Origin of the sequence: Citricoccus sp. GCM10030269, from assembly GCF_042665635.1 — a bacterium.
Classification (GTDB): domain Bacteria; phylum Actinomycetota; class Actinomycetes; order Actinomycetales; family Micrococcaceae; genus Citricoccus.
The window spans coordinates 598,437-621,072 of the sequence record NZ_JBHTCV010000001.1 but is presented as its reverse complement, the minus strand read 5'-3'; the positions used below and the strand labels follow the sequence as shown (position 1 = coordinate 621,072).

Annotated in this window: 26 protein-coding genes; 17 read left to right on the top strand and 9 right to left on the bottom strand. The window is 67.7% G+C overall.

The window, feature by feature from the left end; genetic code table 11:
• Window positions 1-22: 22 nt before the first annotated feature.
• Window positions 23-856 (bottom strand): ABC transporter substrate-binding protein, encoded by an 834-nt coding sequence (locus ACFQQD_RS02995; protein ID WP_378086030.1) that lies wholly within the window; start codon window positions 854-856, stop codon window positions 23-25.
• A gap of 77 nt (window positions 857-933) precedes the next feature.
• Entirely contained in the window at window positions 934-1,449 is a 516-nt protein-coding gene (locus ACFQQD_RS02990; protein WP_378086028.1) for a hypothetical protein, read from the bottom strand.
• Between the two features lie 176 nt (window positions 1,450-1,625).
• Here ACFQQD_RS02990 and ACFQQD_RS02985 point away from each other — a divergent pair, with 176 nt between their 5' ends.
• From ACFQQD_RS02985 to clpB, 13 genes are all read left to right on the top strand, one after another.
• On the top strand, window positions 1,626-3,041 hold the full coding sequence (locus ACFQQD_RS02985; protein WP_378086026.1) for a sensor histidine kinase: 1,416 nt from the start codon (window positions 1,626-1,628) through the stop codon (window positions 3,039-3,041).
• On the top strand, window positions 3,038-3,640 hold the full coding sequence (locus tag ACFQQD_RS02980; RefSeq protein WP_378086024.1) for a DNA-binding response regulator: 603 nt from the start codon (window positions 3,038-3,040) through the stop codon (window positions 3,638-3,640). Before ACFQQD_RS02985 ends, ACFQQD_RS02980 begins: the two co-directional genes overlap by 4 nt.
• Window positions 3,641-3,803: 163 nt before the next feature.
• Window positions 3,804-4,280 (top strand): hypothetical protein, encoded by a 477-nt coding sequence (locus ACFQQD_RS02975; RefSeq protein WP_378086022.1) that lies wholly within the window; start codon window positions 3,804-3,806, stop codon window positions 4,278-4,280.
• On the top strand, window positions 4,273-5,463 hold the full coding sequence (locus ACFQQD_RS02970) for an SRPBCC family protein (RefSeq protein WP_378086020.1): 1,191 nt from the start codon (window positions 4,273-4,275) through the stop codon (window positions 5,461-5,463). Before ACFQQD_RS02975 ends, ACFQQD_RS02970 begins: the two co-directional genes overlap by 8 nt.
• A gap of 54 nt (window positions 5,464-5,517) precedes the next feature.
• A complete protein-coding gene (gene gvpJ, locus ACFQQD_RS02965) occupies window positions 5,518-5,943 on the top strand; it encodes a gas vesicle protein GvpJ (protein WP_378086113.1) in 426 nt (141 codons plus the stop codon).
• Entirely contained in the window at window positions 5,943-6,698 is a 756-nt protein-coding gene (locus tag ACFQQD_RS02960; protein ID WP_378086018.1) for a GvpL/GvpF family gas vesicle protein, read from the top strand. The genes gvpJ (ACFQQD_RS02965) and ACFQQD_RS02960 overlap by 1 nt, the downstream gene beginning before the upstream one ends.
• Before the next feature lie 10 nt (window positions 6,699-6,708).
• On the top strand, window positions 6,709-6,963 hold the full coding sequence (locus ACFQQD_RS02955) for a gas vesicle protein GvpG (protein ID WP_378086016.1): 255 nt from the start codon (window positions 6,709-6,711) through the stop codon (window positions 6,961-6,963).
• Window positions 6,960-7,493, top strand: coding sequence for a gas vesicle protein GvpO (gene gvpO, locus ACFQQD_RS02950; protein ID WP_378086014.1), 534 nt, complete (start codon window positions 6,960-6,962; stop codon window positions 7,491-7,493). The genes ACFQQD_RS02955 and gvpO overlap by 4 nt, the downstream gene beginning before the upstream one ends.
• A gap of 85 nt (window positions 7,494-7,578) precedes the next feature.
• Window positions 7,579-8,043, top strand: coding sequence for a gas vesicle protein GvpJ (gene gvpJ, locus ACFQQD_RS02945; RefSeq protein ID WP_378086011.1), 465 nt, complete (start codon window positions 7,579-7,581; stop codon window positions 8,041-8,043).
• The gene (gene gvpJ / locus ACFQQD_RS02940; RefSeq protein ID WP_378086009.1) at window positions 8,040-9,014 is read left to right on the top strand and encodes a gas vesicle protein GvpJ; all 975 of its coding nucleotides are present in this window, start codon (window positions 8,040-8,042) and stop codon (window positions 9,012-9,014) included. The genes gvpJ (ACFQQD_RS02945) and gvpJ (ACFQQD_RS02940) overlap by 4 nt, the downstream gene beginning before the upstream one ends.
• A gap of 15 nt (window positions 9,015-9,029) precedes the next feature.
• Complete coding sequence (locus ACFQQD_RS02935) at window positions 9,030-9,353, top strand: gas vesicle protein K (RefSeq protein WP_378086007.1); 324 nt, start codon at window positions 9,030-9,032, stop codon at window positions 9,351-9,353.
• Window positions 9,350-10,180: a GvpL/GvpF family gas vesicle protein gene (locus tag ACFQQD_RS02930; protein WP_378086006.1), complete on the top strand. Its 831-nt coding sequence runs from the start codon at window positions 9,350-9,352 to the stop codon at window positions 10,178-10,180. Before ACFQQD_RS02935 ends, ACFQQD_RS02930 begins: the two co-directional genes overlap by 4 nt.
• 101 nt (window positions 10,181-10,281) lie before the next feature.
• On the top strand, window positions 10,282-12,921 hold the full coding sequence (gene clpB, locus ACFQQD_RS02925) for an ATP-dependent chaperone ClpB (RefSeq protein ID WP_378086004.1): 2,640 nt from the start codon (window positions 10,282-10,284) through the stop codon (window positions 12,919-12,921).
• A 91-nt stretch (window positions 12,922-13,012) separates the two neighbouring features.
• Here the strand turns inward: clpB and ACFQQD_RS02920 are convergent, their stop codons facing one another.
• Window positions 13,013-13,693, bottom strand: coding sequence for a hypothetical protein (locus ACFQQD_RS02920; protein ID WP_378086002.1), 681 nt, complete (start codon window positions 13,691-13,693; stop codon window positions 13,013-13,015).
• A gap of 252 nt (window positions 13,694-13,945) precedes the next feature.
• Between ACFQQD_RS02920 and ACFQQD_RS02915 the strand changes: the two genes are divergently transcribed.
• Together ACFQQD_RS02915 and ACFQQD_RS02910 are read left to right on the top strand one after the other, a co-directional pair.
• Window positions 13,946-14,155 (top strand): DUF3073 domain-containing protein, encoded by a 210-nt coding sequence (locus ACFQQD_RS02915; protein WP_378086000.1) that lies wholly within the window; start codon window positions 13,946-13,948, stop codon window positions 14,153-14,155.
• 6 nt (window positions 14,156-14,161) lie between these two features.
• Window positions 14,162-15,127, top strand: coding sequence for a Sir2 family NAD-dependent protein deacetylase (locus tag ACFQQD_RS02910; protein WP_378085997.1), 966 nt, complete (start codon window positions 14,162-14,164; stop codon window positions 15,125-15,127).
• A 1-nt stretch (window position 15,128) separates the two neighbouring features.
• Here ACFQQD_RS02910 and purM read toward each other — a convergent pair whose 3' ends face one another.
• From purM to ACFQQD_RS02880, 6 genes are read right to left on the bottom strand one after another with little or no spacing between them, the layout of a single operon-like run.
• The gene (purM, locus tag ACFQQD_RS02905) at window positions 15,129-16,322 is read right to left on the bottom strand and encodes a phosphoribosylformylglycinamidine cyclo-ligase (RefSeq protein WP_378086111.1); all 1,194 of its coding nucleotides are present in this window, start codon (window positions 16,320-16,322) and stop codon (window positions 15,129-15,131) included.
• A 44-nt stretch (window positions 16,323-16,366) separates the two neighbouring features.
• Window positions 16,367-18,004, bottom strand: a complete 1,638-nt coding sequence (gene purF / locus ACFQQD_RS02900) for an amidophosphoribosyltransferase (RefSeq protein WP_378086109.1) — start codon at window positions 18,002-18,004, stop codon at window positions 16,367-16,369.
• Window positions 17,994-18,440, bottom strand: coding sequence for a hypothetical protein (locus tag ACFQQD_RS02895; RefSeq protein ID WP_378085995.1), 447 nt, complete (start codon window positions 18,438-18,440; stop codon window positions 17,994-17,996). Before ACFQQD_RS02895 ends, purF begins: the two co-directional genes overlap by 11 nt.
• Window positions 18,441-18,469: 29 nt before the next feature.
• Complete coding sequence (locus tag ACFQQD_RS02890) at window positions 18,470-18,844, bottom strand: sterol carrier family protein (protein ID WP_378085993.1); 375 nt, start codon at window positions 18,842-18,844, stop codon at window positions 18,470-18,472.
• A 17-nt stretch (window positions 18,845-18,861) separates the two neighbouring features.
• Window positions 18,862-19,920, bottom strand: coding sequence for an asparaginase (locus ACFQQD_RS02885; protein WP_378085991.1), 1,059 nt, complete (start codon window positions 19,918-19,920; stop codon window positions 18,862-18,864).
• Window positions 19,921-19,950: 30 nt separating this feature from the next.
• A complete protein-coding gene (locus ACFQQD_RS02880) occupies window positions 19,951-20,256 on the bottom strand; it encodes a hypothetical protein (RefSeq protein WP_378085989.1) in 306 nt (101 codons plus the stop codon).
• Window positions 20,257-20,317: 61 nt separating this feature from the next.
• Here ACFQQD_RS02880 and purD point away from each other — a divergent pair, with 61 nt between their 5' ends.
• Both purD and ACFQQD_RS02870 read left to right on the top strand, forming a co-directional pair.
• A complete protein-coding gene (gene purD, locus ACFQQD_RS02875) occupies window positions 20,318-21,610 on the top strand; it encodes a phosphoribosylamine--glycine ligase (RefSeq protein WP_378085987.1) in 1,293 nt (430 codons plus the stop codon).
• Window positions 21,610-22,572: a phosphoribosylaminoimidazolesuccinocarboxamide synthase gene (locus tag ACFQQD_RS02870; protein WP_378085985.1), complete on the top strand. Its 963-nt coding sequence runs from the start codon at window positions 21,610-21,612 to the stop codon at window positions 22,570-22,572. Before purD ends, ACFQQD_RS02870 begins: the two co-directional genes overlap by 1 nt.
• Window positions 22,573-22,636 lie beyond the last annotated feature (64 nt).

The window sequence follows — 22,636 nt, the reverse complement described above, 5'->3', positions numbered from 1 at the left end:
GAGGGCTCGGTGGTGTTGACGCTCACTGTTCGCTCCCGGTGGTCTTGGTGGCTGCCTCGCCGAACCAGCGGGCACGGGATTCATCGAGGGTCCCGTCTTCTTCCATGTCCTGCAGGGTCGAGTTCACGGCCGACAACAGCACCGCGTCATCGGGGGCCACCGCGAAGCCCAACTGTTCGCCGGTGGGTAGATCGGCGACCACCGGATAGTCGGGATCGTCCTTGACGTGGTGGAGCACTACGGACTGGTTCCCGAGCACGGCCTCGACCGTCCCCGCGCGCAGGGCCTCCATCTGCATGCCGCCGTCCTCGAACTGGATCGGGTCCAGCCCGTTCTCCTCGGCGAACGCCTCGCCGGTGGTCGCCGCCTGGACGCCGACGCGCTTGCCCTGGGCTGACTCCAGGTCCGTGATGCCGGAACCCTCCTCGGCCACCAGGACGAGGTCATCGTCGAGGTAGGGCAGCGAGAAGGCCATGACCTGCTTCCGGGCTTCCGTGATGGAGATGGACGAGGCGTTGAGATCGCAGCCGGTGAAGGAGGAACCGGACTCGATCGCCTCGAAGGAGGAGTCCACCACAGACAGCCGGACGCCGAGATCGTCAGCGATGCGCTGGACGATGTCCATGTCGTAGCCGACCAGGTCGTTGCCCTGCATGAACTCGAAGGGCGGATACGGGATATCGGAACAGACGGTCAGCTGGCCAGGGGTGACGAGGTCCAGGCTCTCGGTGAGCTCGGAGGTGTCGACAGCCTCGGTGTCACCGATCTGGGGACCGATGACGGCACAGCCGCTCAGGGCTAGCGAACCGACACTCAGGGCAGCCACTGCCGCGAGTCGGATTCTGGACGATTTCATGGAGGGTCTTCCGGTACGGGGGCCGGCACTGCGAAATGCAGACGGCGTCAAGACGGACAGTGTACCGGGAAGTAGTATCAGCGGCTCAGTCGGGGACTCAGGCCACCACAGTGATCAGGCCATAGGCCGCGAGTCCGAACACGGTGGAGTACAGGGTGATGGCCAGGGCCTGCCAGACGATGACGCGGCCCTTGGCGATACCCAGGGACGTCAGCGCGGCTGCGGTGAAGTGGGTTGGCAGCAGGAAGGGTCCCAGCAGGTAGGCGCCGGGGACCCCCGTACTTGTCCAGGGCACGGCGAACCTTCCGCTGCCGCTCCGAGGCCGGCTGCGGGGTCTTGCCCGCGGCGATCCGGCGATTGATGATCATGGTGCGGATCTGGTCGAAGGACAGGACGATCAGCACGACGATCGCCAGGTTGGCCAGGATGGCCACCGGGATGGCGAGCCACGGTTCCATGCCGGCGATGGCTCCGAGGACGGCGCCACCCTCCCCTTCGATGTAGGGGATGAACGCGGCGAGCATGACTCCGACGAATTGCAGGGCGGTCGGCAGGGACTGGGTGAAGGACTGAAGGTTGGCGAGTATGTCCATGGGGTGCCTTTCAGGACGGAGGTCGGTGCCGAGGTGATGGCCCCGCCCCGATGCGTGAGGTTGGGCTTCCAGCCTCGTCACCCGGGACGCTTCGCGGCAGTGCCCCGGGGTCACCCCTTCACGGGTGCTGAGCACCGGCCGTCCGTGACAGTTGTCATCGGCCTAGGCTGGCACCCGTGAGTCAGCATGAGACGCCCGCTCCTCGTTCCTCCGGGCAGTTCCCGACGACGGCCTCCGGACGGGCGGCAGCGGCCGGCCGCACAGCGCCGGCCGGACGAACGGCACCGGCCGGTGCGGGCCGCGGTGTGAAGGTCACATGGTGGTACACCTTCTCCTCGATGGCGTTCTACGCCCTGGCGACCCCGCTGGTGTTCATGGGGATGCAGTATCTGTCCGTCCTGGAAACAGGGGGTCAGCGCGCTGGCCTGCTCGCTACCGCTGACATCCTGCTTGGGGTCAGCGCCCTCACCGCCCTCTACGGCTGTTACCTCCTCCGACGAGGCCTGGGCCGCGGCTGGCCGTCTCCGCTGGCCACCCTGCTGATCACGGTTCCGCCGGTAGCGGTTTGGAACCTGACGCTATGGGTACCCGGTGCGGCCGTGACGGGCGGTTTCGCGGTCTGGCTCGCCACGAACGTGTTGGCTCCCTTGCTGCCGATTCCCGAGCGCCGGCTGATCTTGGTGCTGGGGGCCGGGCTCTTCGTCGCTCACTGGTGGGTCGGCCAGCAGATCACGGGCGTCGATTTCGTCGATCCCGATTCCGGGTCGCTGCTGTTCTCCGTACTGTTCTTGGCCGCGCTCTGCCCCCTCATCTTCCTGTTCTCCGCATGGTGGTGGAACATCGTCGTGGAGCTCGACGCCGCCCGCCGAGACGCTGCCCAGCTGGCGGTGGCTCGAGAGCGGTTGAGGTTCGCCTCCGATCTGCACGACATCCAGGGACACCATCTGCAGGTCATCGCGCTCAAGGCTGAGCTGGCCGAACGACTCCTGGACAAGGGAGCCGCCGCGCATGAGGTCCCTGAACTCAGCGGGGCCAAGGCGAACATCCATGAAGTCCGCACTCTGGCCCGCACCGCTCTCGAGGAGACCCGGTCGATCGTCCGCGATCTGCGGGATGTCTCGTTTGAAGAGGAGATCGCCAACGCCAAGGACGTCCTCGAGGCCTCCGGTGCCGCGACCACCGTCCGCGTGGCGCTCATCGAGGACCCGGCGGCGCGCACGCTGTTCGGTCTGGCCGTGCGGGAGGCGGCGACGAACATTCTGCGCCATGCCTCCGCCACGACGGTGTCGATCACGTTGACGGAGCAGGCAGGGTGTCAACGGCTCGTGGTGCGCAACAACGGTGTGGAGGAGCCGGCGGACTCGGAGCCCGGCACGGAGTCCGGAAGTCTCCCGCCGCCGTCGGGCGCGGGCGCGGCACCGACCTCCGGAACGGGACTGGCCGGACTGGACCGCCGGTTCGCCTCCTCGGGAGGCTCGGTGACCGGCCGGTACGACGACGGCGATTTCGTCCTCGAGGCCACGTTGCCGACCGACCCGATGACCACGAGTGAGACAGCCACGAAGACCACCACGAGAGGGAACAGCCTATGATCCGGTTGCTCATCGCCGACGACGAAGTCCTGATCCGGGGGGCGCTGGAGACCCTGCTGGGTCTCGAGGACGACTTCGAGGTGGTGGCCGGGGTGGATGACGGCGTCCAGGCCATCGCGGCGGCGATGCAGCATCGACCGGACGTGTGCTTGCTCGACCTGGAGATGCCGGGGATGGACGGCGTCGAGGCAGCAGGGCAGATCCTGCGGAAAGTGCCCACCAAGGCGATCATCGTGACCCGCCACGCCCGGCCGGGAGTCTTGCGTCGGGCCCTGAACGAGCGCGTGTCCGGGTTCGTGCCGAAGTCCACCCCCGCTGAGGAACTCGCCGCGGTGATCCGGGACGTGGCCGCCGGAAAACGGTACGTCGACCCGGATATCGCCGCCACTGCCCTGAGCGCGGAACGCAGTCCGCTGACCGACCGTGAGCTCGATGTGCTGCGGGCCGGGCGTGATGCCGCTTCGGTACAGGAGATCGCCGATCGATTGCATCTGGCTCCCGGGACGGTACGGAATTACCTGTCCTCGGCGATGGGAAAGCTCGGCGTGGGGACCCGTCGGGAGGCCTCACAGATGGCCTGGGAACAGGGCTGGATCTAGGCGCCATTGGCGTCGGCGTGGTGCCGACCCTGCGCCCGGATTCGGCGGCGGAGGCACCTTGACATCGATCGGAACGGGACTGGAGGGTAAGGGTTGTCTGGAGCGTCCGGTTTCGGGCGGACCTACTCGAACCGAAATCGAAGCCCCACAGATTTGGAGGCGGATGATGGGCAACAACGCGAAGTGGGCTGCAGCCTTGGCAGCCGGGTACCTGCTCGGACGGACCAAGAGGATGAAGCTGGTTCTCGCGGTCGGAAGTGGGATGGTGTTCCAGCAGTTCAGGTCCAGCTCCAACAAAACGCTGGGGCCAGTCCTGAAGCAATTGCAGGACTCGCCGGAGTTCAAGCAGGCCACGGAGAAGTTGACGAGCGGACTCACCGATGCCGCCAAGGGCGCGGCGCTCGCCCCGGCGACCAAGGGAATCGAGGCTTTGAGCAATAACCTGCAGGAACGCACCGAACGTCTCAGGCGGTCGAACGCGCCGTCCGGTGAGACCGAGGCCGACCAGCCGGCCGACGGCGAGCAGTCCCCCGACGCGACCGGCGATGCCGGCGAGCATGCCGATTCCGGCCAGAACGCCGATTCCGGCGAGGACGCCGACGGCGGTCAGAAGCAGGACGGAGGCGGACGAGATGAGTGAGCAGACACGCGAGGATCCGCAGGCCGGCAACGCAGGGACGTCTTCGATTGCTGATCAGTTGCCCCTGGACAAACTCGTCACTCACTTGGGCGACTACGTGACCGCGCTGGGGGAGAAGGCCATCGGTGACCTCTCCGACAAGGTCGGTGGCATGATCGACAAGCTTGGCGCCGGTGCTTCTGGAGACGGTGGTGGAGCGCTTCAGGAGGCCACGAAGAAGGGTGCAGAGGCGCTCGCCGAAGGAGAATCCCCGGTCAAGGCCGGCCTGGGCGGCGCCATGGCCGGCGCCCAGGAGAAAGCCAAGCAGTCCCTTGGCGGCGGAAGTGGTGGGAGTGGAGGCCGTAGGTTCTCCAACATCGTCGAGACGATCGAGGTGGGCGTTCCTCTCCGCGTCGCCTACAACCAGTGGACACAGTTCGAGGACTGGACCGGCTTCATGAAGAAGGTCGAAAACGTCGAGCAGAAGTCCGATGAGAAGGTCGGATTCAAAGGCCAGGTCTTCCTCTCTCACCGCAGGTGGGAGTCGACGATCACCCAGCAGGTCCCGGACGAGCAGATCGTCTGGAAGTCGACCGGCGAGAAGGGGCACCTCGACGGCGCCGTGACGTTCCACGAACTCGGCCCACGGCTGACCCGGATTCTCGTGGTGGTCGAGTACTACCCCCAGGGCTTCGTGGAGAAGACTGGGAACATCTGGCGTGCGGTCGGTCGCCGCATTCGCGTCGAGCTCAAGCGCTACGTGCGGCACGTGATGACCGAGACCATCCTCGATGAAGCGAGCGTGGAGGGTTGGCGGGGAGAGATCCGGGACCGCGAGGTGGTCCGCACCCACGAGGAAGCGCTCGAGTCGGAGCGTGCCCGAGAGGGCGAAGACAAAGAACAGGGTGAGCAGGAACAGGGCGGGCAGCACACTGATCCTGACGGAGGTCAGCCTCAGGACGCGGATGAAGCGCCGCCCAAGGAAGATGTCTCTGCAGAGGGGGAAACCTCGTCCGAGGAAGCCGCCTCGGACGAACCCCCAGAGGAAGGCGGTGAACAGCCGACAGAAGACGGAGATGCACAGGATGACGTTGGTTCGGACGGACCGGACGCAGAGCCAGACGTGAACGACGAGACCACCCAGGAACAAGCCGAACCCTCAGGCCAGGACCAAGACGAGCAGGAACAGAACAGCCAGCGTTGAAGAGCGGCGTCCATTCGCCGTTCCGCTGGGTATCCTCCCGGAAAGGAATCAATGATGAGTACCACCACCGCAACTCGCAGGTCGCAAGGCGGTTACGTCGATCGTCCCTCGTCCAGTTCGTTGGCCGACGTGGTCGAAATGATTCTCGACAAGGGGCTGGTGATCGATGCCTATGTGCGGGTCTCCCTCGTCGGCATCGAGATTCTGACCGTCGACCTCCGCGTCGTGATCGCCAGCGTCGACACCTATCTCCGTTTCGCTGAAGCCACCAACCGCCTTGATCTGACGCAGCAGGGCGGACGGGACCTGCCAGAGATGATGGAGGGCATGACCGAAAGCGGAGCCAAGGGCAAAGTGGGTGGAGCCCTCCAGGGTGTCAAGAACGCGTTCGGCAAGGACGACGGCGATCAGAAAGACCAACAACAGTCCACAGAACAGAACGAAGGTCAGCGAGAGCAGAGCGCTGACCAGAAGTCGTGATGACCGGGTCCTTCGTGGATGATTCCGGACAGCTGTACCTGTACGGGATCGTCGCTGCCGGCACCGTCCTGCCAGAGGACTTCGTCGGCATTGAACAACGTGAGGTCACCACGGTGGGCGAGGGATCGGTCGCCGGACTGGTGACGCCCCTGGAACCGTCCGACGACTTCGGCACCCCCGATGGGCTGCTCGCCCACTCCACGGTGCTCGACGCCGTCGCCCGGGAGCACGCCGTGCTTCCCATGGCATTCGGCACGGTCGTTCCGGGCGAGGCCGAACTCATCGACGAGGTGTTGGCCCCGCGCCACGACGAGTTCACCGCCGCTCTCGCCCGAGTGGACGATGCTGTTCAGTTCACCCTGCGGGCGCGGTATCGCCGCGAGGAGGCCTTGGCTCAGATGGTCTCAGAGATCCCCGAGGTCGCGCGTTTGCGTGAGGCCATCGCCGGTACCACCGAGGACGAGACACGCAGCGAGAGGATTCAGCTCGGGGAGTTGATCGTGGGTGCCTTCGACCGGATGCGCCCCGCCGACTCCCGGCAGATCGTCGGTGCGCTCTCGTCATCGGCACGGGACATCGTGCATCGGGAGATCGGGCAGGCCGAGGACATCGTCGAGATGGCGATGCTGGTTCCGCGCAACGGTCAGGCGCAGTTCGAGGAGGCCGTGGAGAACGTGGCCGCCGAACTGCATACCCGAATCGAGTTCCGCCTGGTGGGACCGCAGGCACCCTATGATTTCGTCAACGGAGAGTAGGGAGTACACCGTGGGCTTGATCTCTGGACTGTTCAGCCTCCCCCTCGCGCCGCTCAAGGGAACGGTGTGGGTGGCCGAGCGGGTGCAAGAAGAGGCCGAGCGGCAGTATTACGATCCGGGCGCCATCCGCCGAAAGCTCGAAGACGTGGCCGACGCCCGCGACGCCGGGACGATCAGTGACGAAGAGGCCAAGCAACTCGAAAAAGAACTGGTCGCGCGATTGATCGAAGCCAATCGGCGCCCGAAGGAGGAGAACCGCCCGTGAGCGACCATGACGCACCCGAAGACCAGGACGCGACTGAACAGCAGCACGAATCCCACCAGGAGGGCCAGGACTCGAACGAGCATCAGCAGCCGGAGGAGGACCGCGCGCCCCAAGAGTCGCAGGAGCCGCAGCGGTCAGATGAGCACCAGCAGCCGGACGACGAACGGTCCGCGGAGACTCAGCCGGAAGAGCACCGGTCCGGAGAATCGCAGTCCGAGGAAAAAAACCGGTCCGAGGAATCCCCGTCGGAAGAACGCCGGTCTGGAGGCAGGAAACTGAGTGCCCGGAAGGCGGCTTCCGAAGCGGTGTCCCAGCTGCAGGAACTCACGACGCGCACGCCGGAGTCCGTCGTCGGGGTGGAGTCCCAGGACGACGGCTGGAAGGTGACCATCGAGGTGGTCGAGTCCTCGCGCATCCCGAGCACCGCGGACATCATGGCAGAGTACGAAGTGACCCTGGACAGTACGGGTGAGATGACGGCATACGCTCGCGGCGCCCGGTACTCGCGCGGACGCTCGCGGGAAGAGTAGGCCCGTCCGGGAGCTTGGTGCCATGCAGGTCCACGACGAAGGAGACTGAGCGATGACGGTGGCGAATTTCGGGCCGAATGGAGCAATGGAGCCACAACGGAGCCGGGAGGGAACCCTGGTCCACGTGGTGGAGACGCTCCTGGACAAGGGCCTGGTCCTCAATGCCGACATCATGGTGTCGGTCGCCGGTGTCGAACTGCTCGGCATCCGCATCCGCGCTGCGCTGGCCTCCTTCGAAACGGCCGCCCGATACGGCTTGGAATTCCCGGCCGGAACCAACACGGAAACGGTCGCCTGGCAAGATGCCATCGAGGCCAAGGACACCTGTCCGCAGTGCGGAAAGAAGGCGTCGGCACAGCAGCTGCTGAACGAGTTCTGCCCGTGGTGTGGTTGGGAGAGTGCGCTGGCACTCCGCGCCAAAGAGTCTCACGGCCCCGCCGAGGTGTCTCACGACGGTGAGAAGGAGACCCATGACGGTGAGAAGGAGTCCCACACGGCGTCTTCACCCAGGATCGTGGAGGCCCCCTCTTCTGTGACCGGGGAGTCTTGAGCGAGACCACGGACGGTGCCGGCACCGGGCAGGGCAGGTCTGGCACCGAACCGTCCGCGATGGAGCCGACGCGTAACCCGCAGGTCACCCTGCCCGACCTGATCGGGGTGCTGCTCAACAAGGGCACCTACCTCAATCTCGATCTCATCATCGCCGTGGCCGATATCCCGCTGATCGGCATCAACCTCCGGGCGACCATCGCCGGGATGGAAACCATGCTCGAGTACGGCATGATGCGGGACTGGGACGAGCGGACCCGGGCGTGGGTGCAGCAATCCGTGTCCCGACATGTTCCCCTGCGCTCCGGCGAAGAGATCATCGCCAAGATGGCCGGTGGCCATTTTCAGGAGGGCTTCTCCCGCATCTGGCGACCGGGCGCCCTGTACGTGACGGACCAGCGCCTGTTCGCCTTCCGCCGGGACCCCCATGAGGTGCTGTGGGAGGCCGAGCTGGACGACATCGCCGAGATCGGTCTGCAGAACGAACGAACCATCGGCGGGGAAGACCGCACGCGGGTGGTGGTGCAGACCTCTGATGGCACCTCCACGCTGCTGTCGGCGTCCTCGCCCGAAACCGTTCGTGACCTTGTCTCGCGGCAACGCGGGCTGCCGTCCGGCGAGGGGCGCACGCCGCCGCAGGAGGCTGAAGGCCCTCTGCTGGAAGGGGAGCTCTGGTACCTCGAGCAGCGTGCCGGGGGTCCGATCTGGCGCGGTGGGACGGCACGCATGGAACGCTATGGCCCCTTCACGTGGCAGGGCGCCCTGGACACGCGCCCGGCGGTCAGTCTGCAGCCGCAGGACATCCACGGGATCCAGTTGGCGCGCGGACGGACTCCCGGCGGTCACGCCGCAGTGCTGCGACTCGCCACAGAACACGGTTCGGTGGACCTCGCCGGCCAGAACCTCGACGCGTGGACCAGAGCCTTCGCGGAGATCACCGGGCACGAGCCGTCCACGCCGGACGATCGATAGGAGAGGCAGACCCTCATGGCACTCGAGATCGACGAGAAGAGCCTCAAACACGGCGTCCTGACCCTGGTCGTCACCCTGGTGGAGGTGATTCAGGAGGCGCTGGAGACCCAAGCCGTTCGGCGTCTGGAGGGCGGGGATCTCACGGAGGAGGAACAGGACCGCCTCGGCGAAGCCCTCATGGAACTGGACGAGGCGATGGGCGAGATCAAGGCCGAACACGGCATTACCGCCTCCGTGGCCGATCTTCATCGCGGACTGGACGACGTCGTGGACGAGGTCGTCGACAAGCTGATCAATCCTGCCCGCTGGGCAGAAGAGGAAGGGAAGTCCGTCACGTGAGTGCACCGGGTCTGTACGTCTACGCCATCGTTCCCGCCGCTGACACGGCCACGGAGCTGGGTACCGGCATCAACAACTCTGCCGTGCGGACCGTGGTGGCGGCCGGGGGGTTGGCGGCCGTGGTGCACGAGCACGACGATCCTCCCTATCAGGGCCCGGACTCGGAGGTGGAGCGCTGGGTCCTGGAGCACAGCGACGTCGTCGACCGGGCGTGGGAGAGTGCCGGCACCATCTTGCCGGTCAGTTTCAACGTGATCGTCAGCCCGGACGAGGGCTCGGACACCTCTGCCGATGAGCGCTTGGTGCAGTGGTTGACGACGAATGCCTCAGCGCTGAGCACACACCTGGACCGGCTGCGCGGCATGGTGGAACTGCGCGTGGAGATTTCGCTGAACCAGGAGGCCGTCGGCGAGACCAGCGAGGAGGTCCGTGCCCTGCGCGAGGACCTCGACCACCGCCCGCCGGGAGTTCAGCGCCTGTATCGCAAACGGCTGGCCACGCTGGAGCAGGAGGTGACCGAACGCCTGGCCGATCGCCTCTACCCGGACTTCCGGCGTCGCCTGGCGGCGCTGTCCACCGACCTCGCCGAGACGCGCAGCCCGGCGCGGACGCCGGGTCTCGTCTCCGTGCTCAGCGTCTCTCTCTTGGTTCCCGACGACGGCGTCCAGCAGGTCGGTCTGGAGCTGGCGGCCATCCGCGACGAGAGGCCCGGCAGCGAGATCCGTTACCTGGGTCCGTGGCCGCCGTACTCGTTCGCGGACGTGCCGGAACTGGGCTCCGCAGGAGTCGGGGATGGTGCTTCGCAGGAGGCGACAGCCGGGGAATAAGAGCTCCTCACCGTAGGTTGAGTGCCTTAGACTCAACTTTGAGATCCGTCCCGTATCGACGCCAGTGACCTGCCGGCGCACCGGCAGGAGAGGAGCACGCCATGGACACGAAGTTCACCACCAAGAGCCAAGAGGTGATGTCGGCCGCCGCCATGCACGCCTCGACTCTGGGCAACCCTCAGATCGAACCGGCTCATCTGCTCAAGGCCCTCATGGATCAGCGCGGCTCCGTGGCGGTCGCGGTGCTGAAGGCCGCTGGAGCGGACCCGGATGTGGTCTCCACCGCCGCGTCGAGCGCCATCAGTGAACTGCCGGCCAGCTCGGGCACCTCAGTGGCCCAGGCCCAGTTGTCCCGCCAGGGGCTCCTCGTGGTGCAAGCGGCACAGCAACAGGCCGAGGCGCTCGGCGATGACTACCTCTCCACCGAGCACCTTCTGCTGGGTTTGGCAGCCGACGCCGGCAAGGCCGGTGCCGCCCTGCGCGATGCCGGAGCGAGTGTCGAGTCGTTGTCCGCCGCGGTCAAAGAGGTGCGTGGGGACTCGCGGGTGACCACCCCAGACCCGGAGAACACCTTCCAGGCCTTGGAGAAGTACGGCACGGACCTGACCGAGATCGCCCGCTCGGGCAAGCTGGATCCGGTGATCGGCCGGGACAGCGAGATCCGCCGGCTCGTTCAGGTGCTGTCTCGCCGGACGAAGAACAATCCCGTGCTCATCGGCGAGCCGGGCGTCGGCAAGACGGCCGTCGTCGAGGGTCTGGCCCAGCGCATGGTGGCCGGTGACGTGCCCGAGTCCTTGCGGGGGAAGACGCTGATCTCGCTGGACCTGAGCTCCATGGTGGCCGGGGCCAAGTATCGCGGCGAGTTCGAGGAGCGCCTGAAGTCGGTGCTCGAGGAGATCAAGCAGTCGGACGCCCAGATCGTCACGTTCATCGACGAGATCCACACCGTGGTGGGTGCTGGGGCGTCCGAGGGTGCCATGGATGCCGGCAACATGCTCAAGCCGATGCTGGCCCGCGGTGAACTGCGGCTGATCGGCGCCACCACCCTGGACGAATACCGCGAGAACATCGAGAAGGATCCCGCCCTGGAGCGCCGATTCCAGCAGGTCTACGTCGGGGAACCCACGGTGGATGACACGATCGCGATTCTGCGCGGGCTCAAGGAGCGCTACGAGGCGCACCACAAGGTGGCCATCGCCGACTCCGCGCTGGTTGCCGCCGCTCACCTCTCGGACCGCTACATCTCCGGTCGTCAGCTGCCGGACAAGGCCATTGACCTCGTGGATGAGTCCGCGTCTCGGTTGCGCATGGAGATCGATTCCGCTCCCGAGGAGATCGATCAGTTGCGGCGTTCGGTGGACCGGCTGACGATGGAGGAGCTCGCCCTGCAGGACGAGACGGATCCGTCGTCGCTCGAGCGCTTGGCGGCTCTCCGGGAGGACCTGGCCAATCAACGCGAGGAGCTGGCCGAACTCACCGCTCGGTGGGAATCCGAGAAGGCGTCCCTCAACCAGGCCGGTGACCTTCGCGTGAAGTTGGATGAGCTGCGCTCGGCCGCGGACAAGGCTCAGCGCGATGGCGATCTGGCCGAGGCGTCCCGGATCCTCTACGGCGAGATCCCGGCCGTGGAACAGCAGCTGCAGGCGGCTGTGGAGGCGGAGGCCGGTGGCCACAGCGGCGACAGTGACGATCATGGCGGCGATCAGCCGACCATGGTCTCCGAGGAGGTCACCGCCGACGACATTGCCGAGGTGATCTCCGCGTGGACGGGCATCCCGGCCGGACGCATGCTGCAGTCCGAGCAGGACAAGCTGCTGGCCATGGAAGAGCACCTGGGCGAGCGGCTCATCGGGCAGACCACGGCGGTCGCCTCTGTCTCTGATGCGGTGCGGCGGTCCCGCGCCGGCATCGCCGACCCCAGCCGGCCGACCGGTTCCTTCCTGTTCCTCGGTCCGACCGGCGTCGGCAAGACGGAACTGGCCAAGTCGCTCGCCGGGTTCCTGTTCGACGACGACCACGCCATGATCCGCATCGACATGTCCGAATACTCGGAGAAGCACTCCGTCTCGCGGCTCGTCGGCGCGCCTCCCGGCTACGTGGGCCATGACGAGGGCGGCCAGCTGACCGAGGCCGTTCGCCGGCGTCCGTACTCGGTGATCCTGCTGGACGAGGTGGAGAAGGCCCATCCCGAGGTCTTCGACATCCTGTTGCAGGTGCTCGACGACGGCCGCCTCACCGACGGTCAGGGCCGCACCGTGGACTTCCGCAACGTCATCCTGATCCTCACCTCGAACCTGGGCTCTCAATTCCTGGTGGATCCGTCCCTGGACGAGGCCGCAAAGAAGGACGCCGTGATGAAGGTGGTCAACTCCTCCTTCAAGCCGGAGTTCCTCAACCGGTTGGACGACATCATCATGTTCGATCCGCTGTCCATCGAGGACCTGACGAGGATTGTGGATCTGCAGGTCGACTCGCTGGCCCAGCGGCTGACCTCACGCCGGCTGTCCCTCGAGGTGACCGACGCGGCCCGCGAATGGCTGGCCCTGACCGGCTATGACCCGGCCTACGGCGCCCGTCCACTGCGGCGGCTGGTGCAGCGGGAGATCGGCGATCAACTGGCCCGGGCCTTGTTGTCCGGCGAGATCAACGACGGCGACACGGTCCTGGTCGACCGTGCCCGCCAGGAGGGGACTGAGCCCACGGAGCAAGACCGCCTCTCGGTCACCCGCAAGGCCGGCTGACACTCACGCCCGTTCACACTCACCCCACCCCTTCACTTTGCGGGCAGAACGAACCGGTTCGTTCTGCCCGCAAAGTGCATCTGGAGAGGGGTTAAGAGCTGGAGCTGGAGGCGGCGGGGGAAGGGGACTGGGCGTCGTCGTAGTTGGTCCAGTCCTGCATGACCGGTTCGTCCACCAGTGCGGAGGAGAGGACGCCGTCCTGGGCCACGGCGGTGCAGTCCACGCGGCGGTCACCGTCGGCCCAGGTGCCCTCGGCCGGGTGAGAGATCTCGACCACCACGGAGGCGTTCTCGACGCTGGTCAGCTCGATGCTGCCGCAGAACTCCTCGGCGGCCCCGCGCATGTCCTGCGGGAAGGCCCGCCCGGTCGGCCACAGCTTCCGGCCGACCAATTGGGCCTCGTGCTCTCGATCGCACTCGACCACGGTGGCCGGCTCGTCGACGGAGCTGAAGTCGGTCAGACAGTCGCCCGGTTGCACTTGGGCGGGCGGCACCTCAGTGGCAATGATGCCGTCCAGTCCCGGTTCGGCATTCCGCGAGATCGAGGGCCCGGGGCTGGCCACGTCCGTCCGCTCGCCCGAGGGTGTGCTGAGCAGCGGCCACACCACGAACACCGCCACAGCGATAACGACGACGGCGCTGGCCGCGATCCACCAGCCGCGGTGCCGTCTCGGACCCGGACCGTCGTCGTCCTCGGGCTGGCGAGGCGGCAGGTACGGCACGAAGGGGCCGTCGTCCTCGGGGCGCCCAGGGCGCTCCTGCTGATGATCCATGCTCTGGTGTGGGTCCTTCCGTGACAACTTTCACAGCCTCGAGCTCTGCCGGTGGTCAACCAGGGCGGCTAGCAGGCGCGGCTTCGGAGTTCATCGGTCATCCGGCCGGTGCCGAGGTCGGCATCGGCGACGCCAAGGGGTGCTGAATCATGTTAACCTAGTGTCCACGAACCATCATGATCAGCGCATACTCCGGTCCAGCTTGCCCAAGAGCTGAAGACCCGGGGACGGAGAACAAAGGGGGTCACGCTCATGGGGCGCGGCCGTCAAAAGGCGAAAGCAACCAAGCAGGCCCGGGACATGAAGTACTACTCCCCGGCCACTGACTTGTCGGCGCTCGAACGTGAGCTGGCCGGCAACCGCGGTTCGAGCCATGACGATGACCAGTACATCGACGACGCGGACACGTACGCGGACTATACGGCAGACGCCCAGGAGGACGACGATCCCCGCCTGGGCTGAGTGACGATGCCCAGTCACCCTGTGCCGCCGTCGCCCTCTCCCGGCGCGAACGGCCACCGCGCTGCTCTGCGTTCCATCGCGCGGGTCGTGGAAGACGCGGCTCCGCTACAGGATCCGACGATCGCTCGTGAGGGCATCCTGGACCTGCTGAGACGGCATCGCCCGATGGTACTGACCGGTGCGGGTGTCTCCACCGATTCCGGCATCCCCGATTATCGCGGGCCGTCCGGATCACTGCGGCGGGACCGGCCCATGACGTATCAGGAGTTCCGGTACGACGCCGGCGCCCGGCACCGCTATTGGGCTCGGTCCTTCGTCGGCTGGCGACAGATGAACCGGGCCGAACCGAACCCGGCCCACCTCCTGCTGGCGCGCTGGCAGCGCGAGGGGATCCTGGCCGGCGTCGTGACCCAGAACGTGGACGGACTGCACGCCGCGGCGTGCACGGACGGGCTCGTGGCCCTGCACGGGGATCTGGACCGGGTGATCTGTCTGCACTGCGGCGCGATGGAGGACCGGCGGTCCTTCGACGCCCGGCTGGAGGCGGCGAACCCCGGCTATCTTGAGGCGGTGACAGTGGACCCGCGGCTGGTGAATCCAGACGGAGACGTCACCCTGGATCAGCACTGGGTGGACCGCTTCCAGCTAGTCGGCTGCCTCGTGTGCGGATCCATGGAGCTCAAGCCCGACGTGGTCTATTTCGGGGAGAACGTCCCCGCGGAACGCAAGGCAGCAGCTCAAGAGATCTTCGCCCGCGCCGGGTCCGTCCTGGCGATCGGCACCTCGCTGGCGGTAATGAGCGGCTTCACGTTCGCGCTGAATGCCGTCAAGACCGGAAAACCCGTCGCGACGATCAACGACGGGCCCACCCGGGCCGACACCCGAGCAGATTTTCGCTGGCGGACCCGCGTGGTCCCGGCACTGCAGTGGCTCCAGACGCAGCTGTCCGCTGAGTCGGCCGATACCGGCTAGCTCAGGCGGAGGCGTATGCGGCGGTCAGCAGCACCGCGCCGCCGTCGACGCCCTTGGCCCCCTGCATGAAGTCGCTGCCCGCCGCAGCGGCCTCCTCCGTGATGCGTCCCACGGTGCCCGCCACCCAGGACGTGAGCCCGCGAGAGGTGAGTCGGGCGACGGCCTCGTCGGCGGCGGCCGCGTCGACCACGGCCACCATGCCCACGCCGAGGTTCAGTGTGCGCTCCAGGTCCTCCAGCGGCACGCGTCCCAGTTGGCCGATCAGCTCGAAGACGGCCGGCAGCGACCAGGTGCCACGATCCACGGTGGCCATCAGGCCCTCCGGGAGGACTCGGGCCAGGTTGGCGGCCAGTCCACCGCCGGTGACGTGGGAGAAGCCGTGCAGCGCCGGCTCGCCGGACGCGGTGGCGATGCCGGATGCGTTGCCGGAGGTGCCGGTACTGCCGGATGAGCCAGTGGACTTTACCCCGTTGAGGTGGCGCATCAGGTCCAGGCAGTCCGCCGTGTAGATCCGGGTCGGCTCGAGCAGTTCCTCGCCGAGGGTGCGACCCAGGTCGGTGACCTCACGGTCCAGGGACCAGCCGGCGTCGTTGATGACGCGCCGCACCAGGGAGTATCCGTTCGAGTGGATCCCGGAGGAGGCCATGGCGATGACCACGTCACCCTCACGAACCCGTTCGGGGCCCAGCAGTGCGGAGGCCTCCACCACGCCGGTGGCGGCGCCGGCGACGTCGTATTCGTCCACGCCCAGCAGCCCGGGGTGCTCGGCGGTCTCGCCGCCGACCAAAGCTGTCCCGGCGGCCTCGCAGCCACCGGCGATGCCCCGGACGATGTCGGCGATGCGCTCGGGGACGACCTTGCCGCACGCGATGTAGTCGGTCATGAACAGTGGCTCCGCGCCGACCACCACGATGTCGTCGACGACCATGCCGACGAGGTCGAAGCCGATGGTGTCGTGCTTATCCAGGGCCTGGGCGATCGCGACCTTGGTGCCGACCCCGTCCGTGGACGTGGCCAGCATCGGCTGCGAGTAGGTCAACAGCCGAGAGACGTCGTAGAGCCCGGCGAAGCCACCGAAGCCGCCGATCACGGAGTCGTTGTGGGTGGCCTTGACGGCATCCCTCATCAGCTCGATGGCCAGGTCGCCGGCCTCGACGTCCACGCCGGCGGAGGCATACGTGGTAGCAGGGGCCACTCCGGGGCTCGTGCCGGCGGATTCGTTCGGAGTCTCCGGAACGGTCACAGCGGGGTCCTGTCGTTCGCGGTCAGCAGGGGTTCGAGGGAGGAGTCGGGGCCGGGGTCCCCGCCCACGGCGCCGGGGCGCTCCTCCGGGTCGATCGGGGAGTCCGGATCAGCGACAGGATCGCCGGTTGCCTCGGTCGATTCGGTTGATTCGGCGGTCGCGGTCGCCTCCGCGACCGGCCGTTCCAGCAGGTGCTTGCCGCGCTCGTCCTCGCGGGGGAGCGGAATGGGGTAGTCGCCGGTGAAGCAGGCGGTGCACAGCGAGGTGCGGGGCTGTTCGGTGGCCTCGATCATGCCATCAGCGGAGATGTACTCCAGGGAGTCGGCGCCGATGGACGCGGCCATCTCCGTGATCCCGGCGCCGTTGGCGATGAGTTCGGCGCGAGAGGCGAAGTCGATCCCGTAGAAGCAGGGCCACTTGATCGGCGGAGAGGAGATCCGCACGTGGACCTCGGCAGCGCCGGCCTCCTTGAGCATGCGCACGATGGCGCGCTGGGTGTTGCCCCGCACGATCGAATCATCCACGACCACCACGCGCTTGCCCGCCACCACCGCCGGCTGGACATTGAGCTTCAATCGAATGCCCAGTTGGCGCAGGGTCTGCGAGGGCTGGATGAACGTTCGTCCCACGTAGGAGTTCTTGACGAAGCCCTGGCCGAACGGGATGCCGGACTCCTCGGCGTAGCCGACCGCGGCGGGGGTCCCGGACTCCGGGACGGGAATGACGACGTCGGCCTCCACGGGATTCTCCCGCGCCAGTGCGCGGCCCATGGCCCCGCGGGACTCGTACACGGAGCGGCCGTTGATGGCGGCGTCCGGCCGGGCGAGGTAGACGTACTCGAAGACGCAGTGCGCCGGGGTGGGCTCGGCGAAGCGGGTGGAGCGGATGCCGTCCTCGTCAATGGCGATCAGCTCCCCCGGGGCGACCTCACGGATGAAGGAGGCGCCGACCGTGGCCAATGCGGACTGTTCCGAAGCCACCACCCAGCCGCGCTCCAGCCGGCCGAGCACGAGGGGACGCACACCGTGGGGGTCGCGGGCGGCGTAGAGGGTGTGCTCGTTCATGAACACGAAGGAGAAGGCTCCGCGGATCTCCGGTAGCAGCTCGGTGGCCGTCTGCTCCAGCGTGGAGCCCTCCTCACCCTGGAGCAGGGCGGTGACCAGGGCGGTGTCCGTGGTGTTGCCCTGGGCCAGCTCGCCCCGGGTCTGCTTGCCGTAGCGCCGCTGCACCAACCGGTACAGCTCGGCCGAGTTCACCAGGTTGCCGTTGTGGCCCAGCGCCACGGTGCCGCCGGCGGTGGCCCCGAGGGTCGGCTGCGCGTTCTCCCAGTTGTTTCCCCCGGTGGTCGAATACCGGCAGTGCCCGACGGCGATGTGCCCGGTCAGCGTGTTCAGCGTCGACTCGTCGAACACCTGGGAGACCAAGCCGAGATCCTTGTAGACGGAGATCCGCTTGCCGTTCGAGGTGGCGATGCCCGCGGATTCCTGCCCGCGGTGCTGCAGGGCGTACAGGCCGTAGTAGGCGAGCTTGGAGACCTCCTCGCCCGGGGCCCAGACGCCGAAGACACCGCATTCGTCCTGCGGTCCCTTCTCGTTCAGGTCGAGGTCATGGTTCAGCTGGCCGTCACCGCGCATCTTGGTCACGGTCTCCATTCTCCCACTTGTCCGACCACTGCTGCAGTTCGTGTTCCTGCACCGCGTAGTCCGCGTTCCCGTAGTCCTCCACGGCCTCCGCGGTGACGGTCCGGGTGTGTCTCTTCGAGCGGCGGTCCAGCACCAGCCAGATCAGCGCGCCGACACCGGTGCCCAGGATGCCGAACAACACCACGAAGTACCCGAACGTGGAGCCGAAGGTGAACTCGGGATTGTCCACGCCGAGGGACGTTACGATCAGCGCGGCGAGGACGCCCAAGACCGCTCCACCCACGAGGAACGGGGGTGCCTTCGGGGCCTGCCGGACCACCAACTCACGGTGGTCCAACACGTCCGGAGCCGGCGCCACAGGCTGATCCGGCGAAGCCGACTCCACGGGATCGACTGATTCAGCCGGACCGTCGGGGGAAAAAGTCATGATGTCCATGGTACGTGGGTACCGCGGGCTCATGCGCCGTCCAACGGAAGCCACGGGGACAGATCGGCCCGGGCGCCGGAGGCCAGCACAGAGCCCTGCGCGACGGCGGCGTCCCACCCGAGCCGTCCCGTGGCCAGATCCAGCCACGTCGCCGCGTCCATCTCGATGACATTCGGCGGCGTGCCCCGCGTGTGGCGGGGACCCTCCACGCATTGGCAGACGCCGAACGGCGGAACCCTCACCTCCACCGAGTTACCCGGAGCGCGGGTGGCCAGTTCCTCCAGGGCGTAGCGCACCGCCGTGGCCCGAGTGGCGCGTGGCAGATCGGCTGCCGTGTTGGCCCGGGACCAGGTCGCCAAGGCGGCGCGGCCGTCGTCGTGGGAGATGCGGCGCTTGATCGCCATGAGTGCCGTTGCTCCGATCAGTCGAGCAGGTCGAGGACGGGCCGGGCCAGCTGCACCTGCCCCACCGGTTGGCCCCGACCGAGGATCTTCGGGGCAACCGTCTCCAGCACGCCGGGCAGCGCCTCGAGGTCGATGTGCTCGGGGGCGAACTGGGCCAGCAGGACCAGGGCGACGAGGTTGCCCGCGCGAGGGCCGCCGTCGAGCGCCTTGACGGCCACCGAGGTCCCGTCCGGGGCGGCCATCACCATGACGCCGTCCGCGCCGAGTTTGGCCAGGATGCCGAGCCGGCGGATCACCACGGTGTTGGAGCTGGACTCGCCATGGACCGCCCAGGGGTTCTCGTGCATGGCCGTGGCCACGGAGACGGCGTGGATCTCGGCGTCCCGGCGGCCGGGGGCGCTGGCGACGCGACCGAAACCGCGCGCCAGCCCGGTCAGGGACAGGACGGGGGCGGGGGCACCGCAGCCATCGACGCCCCAACGGGCCACCGGTTCGCCGCAGTACTCTTCCAGCACGGCGGCGACCTCACGCTGAACCGGGTGGTCCAGATCCAGATAGGTGTGCACGTCATGGCCACCGTGCTTGGCCGCGGACAGGAAACCGGCGTGTTTGCCGGAGCAGTTGTACGCCAGGGGAGTCTGCAGCGGGCCGCCGGGTCCGGCCTCCTCCGCCAGTTCGAGGATGCCGGAGGGATCGGCGGGCCACGCCGGAGGGCACTGCAGGAAGGACTCGTCCATCCCGGCATAGGACAGCACGGTGGCCGCCGTCTGCCGATGACGGGCGGTGCCGCGGTGGGATCCGCAGGCGAGGGCGATCTGTTCGTCCACGAGCCGGGCACCGTGCCGCAAGGAGGCGATGGCCTGCAGTGGCTTGAGCGTGGAGCGGGGGTAGATGAGGGCGTCGGGGCTGCCGAGCGAGGCGAGCACGGTGCCGTCCGGTGCGGTGACCACGGCGGAGCCTGCGGTGCGCGACTCGATGAAGCCGTTGCGGACCACATGGACGAGTTCCACGGCCTCGCCGAGAGTGAAGGTCGCGGTCGGCTGCGGGTGCGGTGAAGGCTGCGGTGAGGCGGGCATAGTCACTAGCTTGTCACTACTTCCGGCGTTTCACCGTCGTTTGCGGATCCAGACGGTGACGGCGATGGCGGCGGCCAGGGAGGCGATCAATGCGACGACGGCCGCGCCGACGTCGCCGCGTTCGATCCCCAGCAGCCGGGAGCCGAAGAACATGAACACGGCGGCGCCCAGCCAGACCAGGACGAACGTGTAGACGGTGGAGAGAACACTGCCCCGCTTGGTGCCGCCCATGCGCGGCGCGCGCCCGTAGAGGCGCCCGTAGGCCAGGTCGGGTGCGCCGTGGGCGTCCTCAGGACCCTCTGAACGGGGGTCCGGGTCCGCGGGGTTCGGTGTCATGTCTCCATCGTAGGCAAGCACGGGTGATCCCAGGCGTGACGACCGTCTAGGCTTGGGCACCGTGAAGATCCTCGTCCTCGGCTCCGGCGGCCGTGAACACGCCATCATCCGCGCCCTGCAGCGTGACCCCTCCGTCCAGGAGATCCACGCGGCGCCCGGCAACGCCGGGATCGCCCGTGACGTGCCCGTCCATGACGTCGACGCCACCGACGCCACGGGCACCACCGTGCTGGCGGGCGAGCTCGGCGTCGACCTGGTGATCATCGGTCCCGAGGCTCCACTGGCCGCGGGCGTCTCCGACGCGCTGCGCCGGGCCGGGCTGACGGTGTTCGGCCCGACGAAGGCCGCCGCCGAGCTGGAGGCCTCGAAGTCCTTCGCCAAGGACGTGATGGCTCAGGCCGATGTGCCCACTGCTGACGCCCGCACCTGTGCGAACCGCCGCGAGGCAGAGTCCGCCCTCGACGCCTTCGGTGCTCCCTACGTGGTCAAGGACGACGGCCTGGCCGCGGGCAAGGGCGTGGTGGTCACCCAGGATCGCGATCAGGCCCTGGGCCACGCCGACGCCTGCTTCGCCGCCAGTGGCACCGTGGTGGTCGAGGAGTTCCTCGAGGGTCCGGAGGTGTCCCTCTTCGTCATCTCGGACGGCACCAACGCCGTTCCTCTTGTCCCCGCTCAGGACTTCAAACGCCTCGGCGACCAGGACACCGGCCCGAATACCGGTGGCATGGGCGCCTACACGCCGCTGGACTGGCTGCCGGAGGACTTCACGGATGAGGTGATGGAGCAGGTGGCCCGTCCCGTCATCGCCACCATGGCCGACCGGGGCACCCCCTTCGCCGGCGTGCTGTACTGCGGGCTGGCCGTCACCGAGCGCGGCATCCGGGTGATCGAGTTCAACGTGCGCTTCGGCGATCCGGAGACCCAAGCCGTGCTGGCTCGGCTGCGCACGCCTCTGGGCCGGCTGCTCATGGACGCCGCCACCGGGTGCCTGGCCGGGGTCAAGGCCCTGGAATGGTCCGACGACTACGCCGTGGATGTGGTCGTCGCCGCTGAGGGCTATCCGCAGTCACCCCGCAAGGGCGGTGTCATCGCTGGTGTGGCCGAGGCGGAGGCCCTGGAGAACGTCACGGTGCTGCACGCGGGCACCGGCACCGGGCCCGACGGCGGACTGGTCGCCACCGGGGGCCGGGTGCTGGCCGTCGTCGGGCGGGGGAAGGACCTGGCCGGCGCGCGGTCCCGCGCCTACGAGGCCGTGGACCTGATCACGCTGCCGGGCTCGCAGCACCGGACGGACATCGGGTTGCTGGCCGAGCGCGGGGAGATCTCCCTGGCCGGCGTCGGGGAGCGGAGCTGATGGCCGGCCATCCCGCGCAGGCGCCTGAGCTGACAGGCTGGCGGCACACCTATTCCGGCAAGGTCCGAGACCTGTACGAGCCCGCGGATGCCGCGCCGGGGGAGTCGGACGTGTTGTTGGTCGTGGCGTCGGACCGGATCAGCGCCTATGACTTCGTGCTGGAAACCGAGATCCCGGACAAGGGTGCGGTCCTGACGCAACTGTCCCTGTGGTGGTTCGAACAACTCTCCACCCCTCCTTCTTCCGCGCAAAGTGACCCCACCCCCACCGAAGTGGCACCTCCTGGTCACTTTGCGCCCATCAGGAATCACGTGGTGTCCCTGGACGTGCCGGAGGCGGTGGCCGGCCGAGCCATGGTGGTCCGGCGCCTGGACATGTTCGAGGTCGAGTGCATCGCCCGCGGGTACTTGACCGGGTCCGGCCTGGCCGAATACCGCGAGTCGGGAACCGTCACGGGCCTTGCGCTTCCCAGCGGACTCGTGGACGGCTCGAAGCTGGAACCGGCGATCTTCACCCCGTCCGCCAAGGCGGAGGTGGGCGAGCACGACGAGAACATCACCTTCGAACAGATGACCCGGCTGACCGGATCCGGCCCGGCCCAGCGGCTGCGTGAGCTGACCTTGGACCTGTACACCCGGGCGGAGCGAGTGGCTCGCGAACGGGGCATCATCCTGGCCGACACCAAGGTGGAGTTCGGCCGGGATTCCTCGGGCGAGATCGTCCTGGGCGACGAGGTGCTCACCCCGGACTCGTCCCGATTCTGGGACGCCGCAGACTACGAGCCGGGTCGGCCCCAGCCGTCCTTCGACAAGCAATTCGTCCGCGACTGGCTGACCAGCCCGGAATCCGGGTGGGACCGCCACTCGGGCGAGGCGCCGCCGTCGTTGCCGGCCGACGTGGTGGCCAAGACCCGCGAGCGCTACATCGAGGCCTACGAGCGGTTGACCGGCCGCAGCTTCTAGCGCCATTTTCACCCAACCCCCACTCAAGCGCAGTTTGCGGGCAGAAGTGGTGGGTTGTTGCCAC

Bases quoted from the DNA above. Each gene is read 5' to 3' on its own strand.
- ACFQQD_RS02885 (WP_378085991.1), bottom strand. From the start codon at position 19,920: ATGCCCGCCTCACCGCAGCCTTCACCGCACCCGCAGCCGACCGCGACC.
- ACFQQD_RS02960 (WP_378086018.1), top strand. From the start codon at position 5,943: ATGACCGGGTCCTTCGTGGATGATTCCGGACAGCTGTACCTGTACGGG.
- gvpJ (WP_378086113.1), top strand. From the start codon at position 5,518: ATGAGTACCACCACCGCAACTCGCAGGTCGCAAGGCGGTTACGTCGAT.
- ACFQQD_RS02890 (WP_378085993.1), bottom strand. From the start codon at position 18,844: ATGGCGATCAAGCGCCGCATCTCCCACGACGACGGCCGCGCCGCCTTG.
- purF (WP_378086109.1), bottom strand. From the start codon at position 18,004: ATGCGCGGTGACGGCCAGCTGAACCATGACCTCGACCTGAACGAGAAG.
- gvpJ (WP_378086011.1), top strand. From the start codon at position 7,579: ATGGAGCCACAACGGAGCCGGGAGGGAACCCTGGTCCACGTGGTGGAG.
- ACFQQD_RS02910 (WP_378085997.1), top strand. From the start codon at position 14,162: ATGCCCAGTCACCCTGTGCCGCCGTCGCCCTCTCCCGGCGCGAACGGC.
- ACFQQD_RS02880 (WP_378085989.1), bottom strand. From the start codon at position 20,256: ATGACACCGAACCCCGCGGACCCGGACCCCCGTTCAGAGGGTCCTGAG.
- ACFQQD_RS02935 (WP_378086007.1), top strand. From the start codon at position 9,030: ATGGCACTCGAGATCGACGAGAAGAGCCTCAAACACGGCGTCCTGACC.
- clpB (WP_378086004.1), top strand. From the start codon at position 10,282: ATGGACACGAAGTTCACCACCAAGAGCCAAGAGGTGATGTCGGCCGCC.
- ACFQQD_RS02980 (WP_378086024.1), top strand. From the start codon at position 3,038: ATGATCCGGTTGCTCATCGCCGACGACGAAGTCCTGATCCGGGGGGCG.
- ACFQQD_RS02870 (WP_378085985.1), top strand. From the start codon at position 21,610: ATGGCCGGCCATCCCGCGCAGGCGCCTGAGCTGACAGGCTGGCGGCAC.
- ACFQQD_RS02990 (WP_378086028.1), bottom strand. From the start codon at position 1,449: ATGGACATACTCGCCAACCTTCAGTCCTTCACCCAGTCCCTGCCGACC.
- ACFQQD_RS02970 (WP_378086020.1), top strand. From the start codon at position 4,273: ATGAGTGAGCAGACACGCGAGGATCCGCAGGCCGGCAACGCAGGGACG.
- ACFQQD_RS02975 (WP_378086022.1), top strand. From the start codon at position 3,804: ATGATGGGCAACAACGCGAAGTGGGCTGCAGCCTTGGCAGCCGGGTAC.
- ACFQQD_RS02915 (WP_378086000.1), top strand. From the start codon at position 13,946: ATGGGGCGCGGCCGTCAAAAGGCGAAAGCAACCAAGCAGGCCCGGGAC.
- ACFQQD_RS02995 (WP_378086030.1), bottom strand. From the start codon at position 856: ATGAAATCGTCCAGAATCCGACTCGCGGCAGTGGCTGCCCTGAGTGTC.
- ACFQQD_RS02920 (WP_378086002.1), bottom strand. From the start codon at position 13,693: ATGGATCATCAGCAGGAGCGCCCTGGGCGCCCCGAGGACGACGGCCCC.
- ACFQQD_RS02895 (WP_378085995.1), bottom strand. From the start codon at position 18,440: ATGACTTTTTCCCCCGACGGTCCGGCTGAATCAGTCGATCCCGTGGAG.